Raw genomic sequence first — 8998 nt, 5'->3', positions numbered from 1 at the left:
AGCGAGCTTCTCTATGACCGCTACAATACGGAGACTATGTCCATAGAGGATCTGAAGGTTCTCATTTGGAGATACTTCATCAGTTACTGGAATAACAGGAGGATCTGCTCTGCCAATGGTGGACTTCCTCCGATAATCAAGCGTCAGAGATACTACCAATCTCTGGAATTGGCTGCATAGGCAGTGATATCTTTGAGATAAATGTGTCAACCAATATTGACAATATCATTGAATAATAATACCCCTTCATCTGTGATTGCTGACGCGCAGATATATGCGGCACTGGCAGCAAAATTCCCGGAACTGGATATGGAGCGTCAAATGCAAACCGTTTTTCAGTTTGTCGCCATGCCGATGACCGCTTTGTGGTATTCCGGGAACACGGATAACGAGCGTGATTGGTGCGAATATGTCAGCACCCGCCGAGATGGATATTTCTTCAATGGCGCCGGACGGTTTTCACAGGCCTACCGCACCATGCTGCTGAGTGCCGACCGCTCTTGCTTGGGAAGCGAATGCAGCCATGTCGATACCGCGTTGGATCGCATGAACCGCAATCTGGAAATGCGTATCACCGGCAATTTGGCGGACGATGCTGCGCAGTGGGATACCGCTGCGGACTGGATGTTCGTCTGCGATACAGACAGCGATATCCCTACCGATAATCCGTTCCTGCGTTCGTTTGAGGGGCCGCTTGGAACAATCAATTCGCTGGACGAGCTTCTGGCGGATCGTTGTGCTTACCGCTTACGCGTAAAGGGCGTTGGCATATATGAGATCGAGCGCGGCGATTGGTATCAGGAAAGCCTTGTGAACCCGGCCTTTCCGCTTGTGCAGGGAGGAAGCATTCGCATCGAGCAGCTTTTTGGGAGACGGGGCGGCTTGCAGCACACCGGGCTCAAGGTACTGGTGTCCTATGAGCCCGAGGTGACCATTACAGTTGCCGCCAACAAGCTTCTCATACTAATGGCGCGTAATGCGCTGAGTACGCCGGTGATGGTTGGCGGATTGCATTTTGATCTTGCACGCGCTTCCATTTTGCCTCAGGCCAATGTGCTAGGTGATGGCCCCGCCCCTGTTTGCATCCGTCTTCCAGCCCTCAAGCATACGCCACAAGTGTGGGGCGTGCTTTCCAAATGTAATTATTTATGAAAGAAGCCGTTTGCCTAAAGATACAGGCAAACGGCTTGCTAAGCATTACACGATGCGAACTTTCAGGATTACCGGGTTATGGTCGCTTGGAGCAACTGGATAAACAAAGGGGTCATCGGCATGGATGCTGGAGGACGCAAAAAAGTAATCCAACTCATTTTCGCTTTGATGCGTTGCCTGACCGCTATGCAGTAGTTTGATTCCGCTGCTTGCGCTTGCAATGGGCGCAGAATTCATGTCTCCCGCCAGAATAAACGGACGGTTAAACCGCCGCAATGCTTGCTGCACAGCTTTTACTTCTTCTGTTGCCGCATGGCGCTCAGCAATCGCATGGATACAGCCAATGCGGATGGAGGGTGCTTCCAAATCACAGCAAGCAATATTGCGAATGGTGGAGCATTTGATATAACAAAGATGGCATTTGATGTCAGCGGGAACCAAAATACCTAAAGTGCATCGCTCGTTTTTCGCTTGTGAGGGCGCACACCAGAGCTGCTTGTAAGCAATGGAGGCCAGCTTTTGATGTAATGTCGGATTGGCTCCCGCTTCCTGGATCGCAAAAAAATGCGGCGCATCCGGGTAGTCATGGATAATATCTTTAAGGACTTGCAGCTTATTCGTATCGGAGATCAGGCCGCCCTGCGCGTTCTAGGTGGTTAAGTAAAATGCTTGCATATCCGTCCCCTTCTCCTTACCAGCCCTGGAAACCGGAATAGCGCACCACAGAGGAAACACCCAAAATCTGTGCCGGTGCATTGCATGGCGAAACAAAAGTCTGCATGACGGTTTCTTCACCGATTTCCTGACCGAGTTTCAACGAGGCCTGTAGGTCAAACCGCATATTGAACAGATTCAGCCAATCTGCTTTTATGTTTGCCATATCGGAAAATATATCCTGATAGCAGGTCTTTGAGATGGTCAGCTCGATCTGCGGGCGATAGATGACCAAGATGGAGGTCGGGATCATATGCAGCCCGCCGCTTTCCCCGAAAAAGCTGTCGGTATTCAACTGACGGCCCTGCGGCAGCTGCACATTCGGGTGCACGAACAAATCGTTGTACCATGAGCCGCGCGTAATGGGATAAGCCCGCAGACCGACCGCTTTCACGCGGAGCTGATAATGCTTATCCGTGATGATGCGGGAAACCTGCGTTTCGTTGATCACCTCGGTTTTGTGGCGGCTCTGCTTGGCTTCCGTTGTGCTGACCGTGTGCCATGGCGTGATCTCTCTGTCGTCATTTTCAATGATGACATCAAAATCAAATTGATCAGGCACCTGCTGCCAGCGGTCGATGTCAGCCGACAGATTGCCGCCAATCGTGGTGCCGGGAACATACTTTCCCCCTGTGACATCGGCGGCAATCAGCATTTGATCCTTGCCAAGCTGCTCCCTTGCATCGCTGAGTGCGGCGCCCATGCCTTTGTAAAGCTCCTCTGCCTCTTTGGAGTAGCGCTCATATTCGCTGCGCACGTTTTCATGCTTCTTCTGATAAGGCGCAGCCGTAATATCTTGGGTCAGCCATGTGTTGAAATCTGTGGGTGTCAATTCCAGCGCCAGTTGCTCCGTCCGGTACATGCCATAAGCACCTTTGGCATCATTGAGTGCGACCTGTAACAAGTTCAGTTGTGTGGTCATCTTATCCTGCAGCTGGCGATACTGCGGATTGTTATCGCCCAGCGCAGTCATCAGGGATTCGATCAGCGATTGGTACGATACGGAGACGCGCGCGCTGCCCGGCTTATAAAAACCGCCCAACTGCGCCGGAACGACGTCAGCAATGTTATAGGCCTTTTCATCGGTTCCCGTCACCCAGTCTGCCACCGTTGGCGTAGACATGAACTGAAATGCGGTCGTATTGTCCGCGATTTTCAGCGCGGGGTATTTTTTCACGATTGCATCATACAGGTAGTCAAACTGATTCATCTGTGCAAAGCTTTTGCTGTCTATTTTGTCGCTCCATTCATTATGATGATAATTACATAATATAGCATTATCTGATGCTAAAAGAAGTCGATTGCGCTATTATTGCCCGAACATTGATACAAAAATATAGAAGTGATGTGCATGCTGAGCAGCCGGGCAAAGCAAGTGCGATGTATGCTGAAGAAAGACGATAAAGTTCTATTCTTGCAGTTTACAAATGAAGGATAATGCTATATTATCCTTCGTTATCATATGCGGATAAGCATCAAAGATGCTGTCCGCTATATGTATTTTATCATTCAAAAGAAAACCTATTTCTCGGATGTCGGGGTGCTAGGATGTCCCTCTGTTTAGCTGCAGCTACAAATGTGTAAATTTGAGTCGTAGAAATGGAACTATGGCCTAAAAACCTTTGTATATAGCGGATGTCCGCATCTGCTTCCAAGAACAAGGTAGCGAATGAATGTCAAAACATATGTGGTGTAATATGCGCGTTACAGCCTGTTTTGGCAGCGTATTTGCGTACAATCAAGCGTGCAGATGGGTCAGACAAGGGGTGTGCTAATCGATTTTTAAAAACGATTCCCTGGACTGCGAAGGTTCAAACTGCTTGTATGTGCCGAGGGTGTTAAACACCTCGGCATTTTCCGGTTGGATCATCCGCTCTTTAGAACCCTTTCCATAGACGGCGGATACATCGCTCTAACAGATCGACGTCATCAGCTTACAAACCGCACACTTCGGATACCCGCATCCCGGATGCAAACAGCAATTCGAGTACTGCAGCTTCGCGCCATGCCTGGACGTTCGCCTGCTATTGTATTTGCTCGCCGAGTTGCTTTGTGCGCTTCTTTCAAAACAGCTTCAATCACGCGCAGCGGAATTGTTCGAGGCAAAAAGTCGGCTGCTTGATCTTAATATGGCAGTGATGGAACGGATTCTCGATGATAAGCTGGTTTTCCGGCAGAAAGCTGCTCCATGCCTGGATGGAGGTGATTTTCCTTTTGATGCTCCGCACCTGATAGCTATCATGAAGAAACATAACATAAGTGCGCACGCTTTGGTTTGTTATCTCCAAATCTCTCGATTCCAAAAAGTGAATAAACTGCCTCAAATCTATTCGGTAGGCTTTTATTGTCTTATCGTTTAGATTTTTTTTGTTTCTTAATGTATTCGAGATAGTAATTCATCCATTGCATTTTCTCTTGTATTTTTCATCCTCCATTTCGGCGGTTCGGTTTGCAATCAGTATGAATGGCAGGTAACGAAAATTCAACTTCATTGAAGAACGGCATACGGCCGGTGTAGCAGAATTGCAAGTTGATGATGACCTCGTGTGGAGCGCACACTTTTGGGCAGAGCAATTCACGATTGAATTCAGACACGCAACTTACGGTGAAATTTATAAATTGGAAACTGCTCAGAATATCAGCATAAGGTCGGACATTGAGGAAATCATCAATGGTAAAAATATTACCGGTGCCGGCCGCATTACTGGTATCGGCTATGATCCTTTGACATTGAGCATGAAAACTTCATGAACTCGGAAGGGTGTCATCATACAATGCTGAACGTCGATTGGACTCGGATTGGTGTTGGATTTGCTTTTGCGGATGATGGAAACATCTGCTGCTGTCAACATTTTGGATGATAAACCTATATCATTAAGCGGGACTGGAATCATTCCATCCCGCTTTTTCAGAACACAAACTTAGCCGCCTATCTCGCCGAAAGGCGGTTTTCGCATGAGGGGAGGATTGCCATGATCAAAGGCATCACCAAACGGGTAGCAGCAGATATGCTGTTTGCCCTCACCATGCCCTCCAACCAACCCCGGTACGGGCAGCATGACCTATACCGTCACCGGCCGTGTGATGCATGTGCATGGCGTTACTGTACGAAGCAACTTGAGCACAACGCTGAACGAGTTTATTTCGTTTGCCAGCGAACCGACCACAAAAGCAAACTTGTACTTCAGCGCGAGCCAAGCTGCGATCCGGGCAGTATTGAGCGAGGTGCAGGCTGCTCACAAAAAACTGCTCGCAGCAGAAAGAAAAGCTTCTTGAAAAAATAAAAAAGCAAGCGATTTCTAAAAAATCGCTTGCTTACCACAATAAAGTGGTACGCCGGAAGGGATTCGAACCCCCGACCTTTTGGTTCGTAGCCAAACACTCTATCCAGCTGAGCTACCGGCGCATATTTATTTACCAGTCTGTAAAACACATGTTGTATTCACTTGACTGCCTAAACAGGATACCACATCCGGCAGGACATGTCAAGGATTTTTTTAAAAATACAAAGCGGTAGTCATGGAAGCCGTGCCGCATAGCCGCAGCGACCTTTGCGTGGGACGGATGACCGGCCTTGCATGGCGGCTGGACACTGATTTTGTGCAAGCGTCCTTGACGGATGATACCATCTATGCTATCCTAATTTAACATAATAAACCATCGGAAACAACGAAAGGAGCAGTCCTTTGAACGAGCAAAAGAAACAGTCTGTTCCAATGCGGGTGCGGCTGATGCCAAGCTATTATCCGCGCTTTGCGTGCACGGGCGGTGACTGCCGCTTCAGCTGCTGTGACGGCGGTTGGAAAATTGCCTTCAATAAAAAGGATTATCTTAAAATTAAGCGTGCAGCTAAATCGCCGGAATTAGAGCAGCTATGTGAAACAACCTGCCGTTGTATCCGAGATACAAATTCGAATTCGTATGCGGAGTTCCGGCTGCCCGATGGACGCTGCGGTTTCCTTAACGGGCAAAACCTGTGCAGCCTGCAAATAGAATGCGGGCACGATACGCTGCCAAAGGTCTGTCGTGTTTACCCAAGAACAGAGCGTTATACGCCCTACGGAAAAGAGTGCAGCATGACGCCCTCGTGCGATGCGGTACTCGATATTCTGTGGGATATGCCTGATAGCATTGATTTTATCGAGGAGGAGCTGCCGCATGCCCCACGCATAACTGCTTTGTTTGCGCCTAATGAGCTGCTTTTTCCCGAGGTGCGCGCGCAGTGCGTTGATATTTTGCAGGCGCGGCAATTTTCCTTGGATCACAGAATGCTGTTGCTCGGCATGGTACTGAATATGCTCAAGGAGCAACTGCTCGCGGCTGAACAGCAGCCGAAAGAGTGGGCAGAGCAGCCGCTTGATCTGACCGTATGGCAGCAAAAAGTGGGGTTGCTGCTCGAAGGAGCAGCTTCCGGCCATATGTTTGATACACTATCGGGTAATACGCAAATGTTTTTATCCAACCACTTGCTCACCGTGCTCGTTACACAAAGCCATGAAATGCTGGACAAGGTACAGACCATGCTTGGCTTGAAACGGGGAGAGAAGGAGGAAAGTCTGCGTGTAGATCCAGAGTGCTACCTCAAGACAGCGGCCAAGGTGCAGGCGTTTTTGGCGCAGCACGCGCACTTTATGGAAAACCTGATGGTCAACAACCTGTTTTATTTGGCGTACCCCCGCACCGCTACCGCGGAAGCATTGTGGCAGGACTATGTTGCGCTGTGCAACCTGTATAGCTATTATAAGTTTTGCATCACGGCAAGCTGTGTCGAGGAGGTATCCAAGGAGCGGGTGTTCTGGGCCGTGGCGCGCTGCTCGCGCGATTTGCTGCATAATGCACAAGGTGCTGCCGAGCTGCGCACCCAATTTTTTGCACATAACAGTGATTCGCTGGCGCACATGGCGATTCTTATTCTCGGTTGATGGGCGGCAGCAAAAACGTGCGGGAAAGCTTGCTTTCCCGCACGTTTTCGGTCAGCTTCCGTAGTCCTCCAGCAGCTTTGCCAGCGCTTCCGCGTCCGGCAGCGAAATGCCGCGCGAGAGCGCCTCGCGGTCGGCCTGCGGTAGCACGCGGACATCAATATCGGTGCGGATGACCGTGCGCCCGCCGCGCGAGACAACGACCGCGCCGCCCTCGCTGCGCGCCACATATGGCTCGCCCGTTGCTGCGGCCGGAACGGCTGGCCGGGGTTGAGCCAGCCATGCGTAGGCCGCGCCGAGCGCACAGCACAGCGCCAACGCACAGGCCAGCAGCGCGATGCGTCTTTGCCGGCGCGCGCGGCGCATGGCAAGGATGTAAAACCCCTGCATCATGGTCAAAACCTCCTTTACAGCGGGGTAATTTCTTGAAGTATTCCCCAAAAGATGTTTACTATTCAGAAACAAGTGCAAAAATTTGTTTGGAATTTGCGCGGTGCTGTGGTATAATAGCCACAGCGCGGCTATCATACTGTGATTTCGTGATGATACCGCCAGCGGATGCATGGACAGGTGCTTTGACTCAAGCGGTGTCTGCCGCTGTGGTATAATAGCCGCACAACAGCTGCTATAATAAAAGGTATGCCCGCCGCCGGCATGGCGGCGCTTGCGTGACCATCACCGCTGCTGGGAACAAATCGGACGCGGCCTGCGTCTGATTCGGAAAGACCTTGCGGCAGGCCGCCGCGGGGTGAGGAGGAGACCAAATTGGCTACTGGCAAAAGAAAAGGGCATGGCATTGTGCATTTCTTCGCGCGCCTGCTGCTGACGCTGCTGCTCGTCGGTGTGCTTTGCGCCTGCTTCTGCGGCGTGGCGTTTGCGTATTATGTCCGTGTATATATCAATCCCGCGGTCGAGGAGGATGTGGCGCAGCTCAGTCAGGGCATTGGCCTTGATTTGAACTCGTTTATTTATTCGATAGATACCGAGACTGGGCAGGAGAGCCTGTATGAAACGATCAAGGGGCTGGAAAACCGCGTACCGGTCACGATCGACCAAGTGCCGGATGAGCTGAAGGATGCGGTCATTGCGATCGAGGATCAGCGCTTCTATCAGCACAAGGGTGTGGACTGGAAGGGCACGGCGGCGGCGGTCAAAAGCTGGCTGCTCGGCGGCGCGCAGCGCGGCGGCTCGACCATCACGCAGCAGCTGATCAAAAACGCCACCAAGGACGATGATTATTCGGTCAAGCGCAAGGTAAATGAGATTTTTCGCGCGCTCGCGCTGGAAGAAAAGCTGGACGACAAGGATAAAATACTTGAAAGCTATCTGAACACCATCTATCTGGGGTATAACTGCTACGGCGTCAAGACCGCGGCTATGACCTACTTCGGCAAGGACGTGTCCGAGCTGGACCTAGCCGAGTGCGCTGTGCTCGCGGGACTGACCAACAACCCCTCGATCTACGACCCATACAACCGCCCGGAAAAGGTCAAGGAGCGGCAGGAGCTGATCCTTGACGCCATGCTCACGCAGGGCATGATAAGCCAGTTGGAGCACGACACGGCTAAGGCCAAGGAGCTGGTCTACCGCCCGTATGAGACCTATGTGGCCGAGCAGAACGACAGCTACACTTGGTTTACTGACGCGGTCATCAAGGACGTTATCAACGACCTGATGGCTCAAAAGGGCTATTCCGAGCTGATCGCGCAGGATCTGGTGTTCTCCGGCGGCCTGAAGATCTATGCGACGATTGATACCCGCGTGCAGGATATTCTGGACGCAGTCTATCAGGATGATTCGGTGTTCCCGAACATGACCCGCGGGCCGGAGGGCAGTAAGCCTCAGAGCGCCATGGTCATCACCGACAAGCAGGGCAATATCCGTGCGCTCGTCGGCGGACGGGGCGAAAAGACCGGTATGCGCGGCTTCTCCCGCGCGACCGACGCGCGCCGCCAGCCCGGTTCGTCCATCAAGCCGCTGGCGGTGTACGGCCCGGCGATGGACACCGGCATCATTGTGCCGACCACCACTGTGTATGACAAGGCGCTGCGCATCGGCACCGACGGCAAGCCGTGGCCGATGAACGACGGCAGAGCGCCGAGCGGCAACGGTATGCCGGTCAAAAGCGGTATCGCCGGCTCGGTCAATACCATTGCGGTGCAGGTGCTTAATATGCTCACGCCGCAGACCTCGTTTGACTACCTCACCCAGCG

General features: G+C 51.6%; 9 protein-coding genes, 1 tRNA gene and 1 pseudogene. 5 read left to right on the top strand and 6 right to left on the bottom strand.

The features are described from left to right. Window positions 1-228: 228 nt before the first annotated feature. Window positions 229-1152 (top strand): hypothetical protein, encoded by a 924-nt coding sequence (locus MR935_RS00420; RefSeq protein WP_290570068.1) that lies wholly within the window; start codon window positions 229-231, stop codon window positions 1150-1152. Between the two features lie 45 nt (window positions 1153-1197). Here the strand turns inward: MR935_RS00420 and MR935_RS00415 are convergent, their stop codons facing one another. The 4 genes and pseudogenes from MR935_RS00415 to MR935_RS10740 form a co-directional block, all read right to left on the bottom strand. Continuing rightward, window positions 1198-1764, bottom strand: a complete 567-nt coding sequence (locus tag MR935_RS00415; RefSeq protein WP_290570070.1) for an endonuclease/exonuclease/phosphatase family protein — start codon at window positions 1762-1764, stop codon at window positions 1198-1200. Between the two features lie 79 nt (window positions 1765-1843). Next, window positions 1844-3076 (bottom strand): hypothetical protein, encoded by a 1233-nt coding sequence (locus tag MR935_RS00410; RefSeq protein WP_290570067.1) that lies wholly within the window; start codon window positions 3074-3076, stop codon window positions 1844-1846. Window positions 3077-3371: 295 nt separating this feature from the next. After that, window positions 3372-3530 (bottom strand): annotated as a pseudogene (locus MR935_RS10745) (tyrosine-type recombinase/integrase); the annotation flags it as partial. A gap of 414 nt (window positions 3531-3944) precedes the next feature. Further along, window positions 3945-4256: a site-specific integrase gene (locus tag MR935_RS10740; protein ID WP_442862994.1), complete on the bottom strand. Its 312-nt coding sequence runs from the start codon at window positions 4254-4256 to the stop codon at window positions 3945-3947. 133 nt (window positions 4257-4389) lie between these two features. On the opposite strand from MR935_RS10740, the gene MR935_RS00405 reads away from it, so the two are divergent. Together MR935_RS00405 and MR935_RS00400 are read left to right on the top strand one after the other, a co-directional pair. Then, complete coding sequence (locus MR935_RS00405) at window positions 4390-4617, top strand: hypothetical protein (RefSeq protein WP_290570065.1); 228 nt, start codon at window positions 4390-4392, stop codon at window positions 4615-4617. Window positions 4618-4838: 221 nt separating this feature from the next. Beyond that, window positions 4839-5150 carry a hypothetical protein gene (locus MR935_RS00400; RefSeq protein ID WP_290570063.1) on the top strand — a complete coding sequence of 104 codons (312 nt, stop codon included), beginning with the start codon at window positions 4839-4841 and terminating at the stop codon, window positions 5148-5150. Window positions 5151-5195: 45 nt separating this feature from the next. Here the strand turns inward: MR935_RS00400 and MR935_RS00395 are convergent. Continuing rightward, window positions 5196-5272: transfer RNA gene (locus MR935_RS00395), tRNA-Arg, on the bottom strand. 280 nt (window positions 5273-5552) lie between these two features. Here MR935_RS00395 and fliB point away from each other — a divergent pair. Continuing rightward, window positions 5553-6788 carry a flagellin lysine-N-methylase gene (gene fliB / locus MR935_RS00390; RefSeq protein WP_290570061.1) on the top strand — a complete coding sequence of 412 codons (1236 nt, stop codon included), beginning with the start codon at window positions 5553-5555 and terminating at the stop codon, window positions 6786-6788. Window positions 6789-6839: 51 nt separating this feature from the next. On the opposite strand, the gene MR935_RS00385 is transcribed toward fliB, so the two are convergent. Further along, window positions 6840-7178: a hypothetical protein gene (locus MR935_RS00385; RefSeq protein WP_290570060.1), complete on the bottom strand. Its 339-nt coding sequence runs from the start codon at window positions 7176-7178 to the stop codon at window positions 6840-6842. A gap of 372 nt (window positions 7179-7550) precedes the next feature. Between MR935_RS00385 and MR935_RS00380 the strand changes: the two genes are divergently transcribed. After that, window positions 7551-8998, top strand: a 1448-nt coding sequence (locus tag MR935_RS00380; protein ID WP_290570058.1) for a transglycosylase domain-containing protein, incomplete at its 3' end; no start/stop codon positions are given.

This window comes from Agathobaculum sp. (assembly GCF_022775115.1).
Classification (GTDB): domain Bacteria; phylum Bacillota; class Clostridia; order Oscillospirales; family Butyricicoccaceae; genus Agathobaculum.
Note: the sequence above shows the minus strand (reverse complement) of the source record. Positions and strands in the feature narration are given on the sequence as shown.

Bases quoted from the DNA above. Each gene is read 5' to 3' on its own strand.
- MR935_RS00410 (WP_290570067.1), bottom strand. From the start codon at position 3,076: ATGAATCAGTTTGACTACCTGTATGATGCAATCGTGAAAAAATACCCC.
- MR935_RS00400 (WP_290570063.1), top strand. From the start codon at position 4,839: ATGATCAAAGGCATCACCAAACGGGTAGCAGCAGATATGCTGTTTGCC.
- MR935_RS00385 (WP_290570060.1), bottom strand. From the start codon at position 7,178: ATGATGCAGGGGTTTTACATCCTTGCCATGCGCCGCGCGCGCCGGCAA.